The 251-nt window shown below is 48.6% G+C and carries 1 protein-coding gene; it reads left to right on the forward strand.

The window, feature by feature from the left end; translation table 11 throughout:
• A partial coding sequence (locus AB4585_RS28955; protein WP_372172238.1) for a M3 family metallopeptidase occupies nt 1-251 on the forward strand: 251 nt, incomplete at both ends.

The following is a 251-nucleotide window of genomic DNA, read 5'->3' on the forward strand; positions in this document are numbered from 1 at the left end:
GCTGGGAAGAAGAGGCGCTGTCGTTCATCTCGGGTCACTATGAAACGGGTGAGCCTCTACCAAAAGAAATGCTGGATAAGATGCTAGCGGCGAAAAACTTCCAGTCGGCGATGTTTATTCTGCGCCAGCTAGAGTTTGGGCTGTTTGATTTTACTCTACATACCGAGTTTGATCCTGATATTGGCGCGCGAGTACTTGAAACCTTGGCAGAAGTTAAGCAAAAGGTCGCGGTATTACCAAGCCTTGAGTGG

This window comes from Vibrio sp. 10N.222.49.C9, from assembly GCF_041474985.1.
Classification (GTDB): Bacteria; Pseudomonadota; Gammaproteobacteria; order Enterobacterales; family Vibrionaceae; genus Vibrio; species Vibrio crassostreae_C.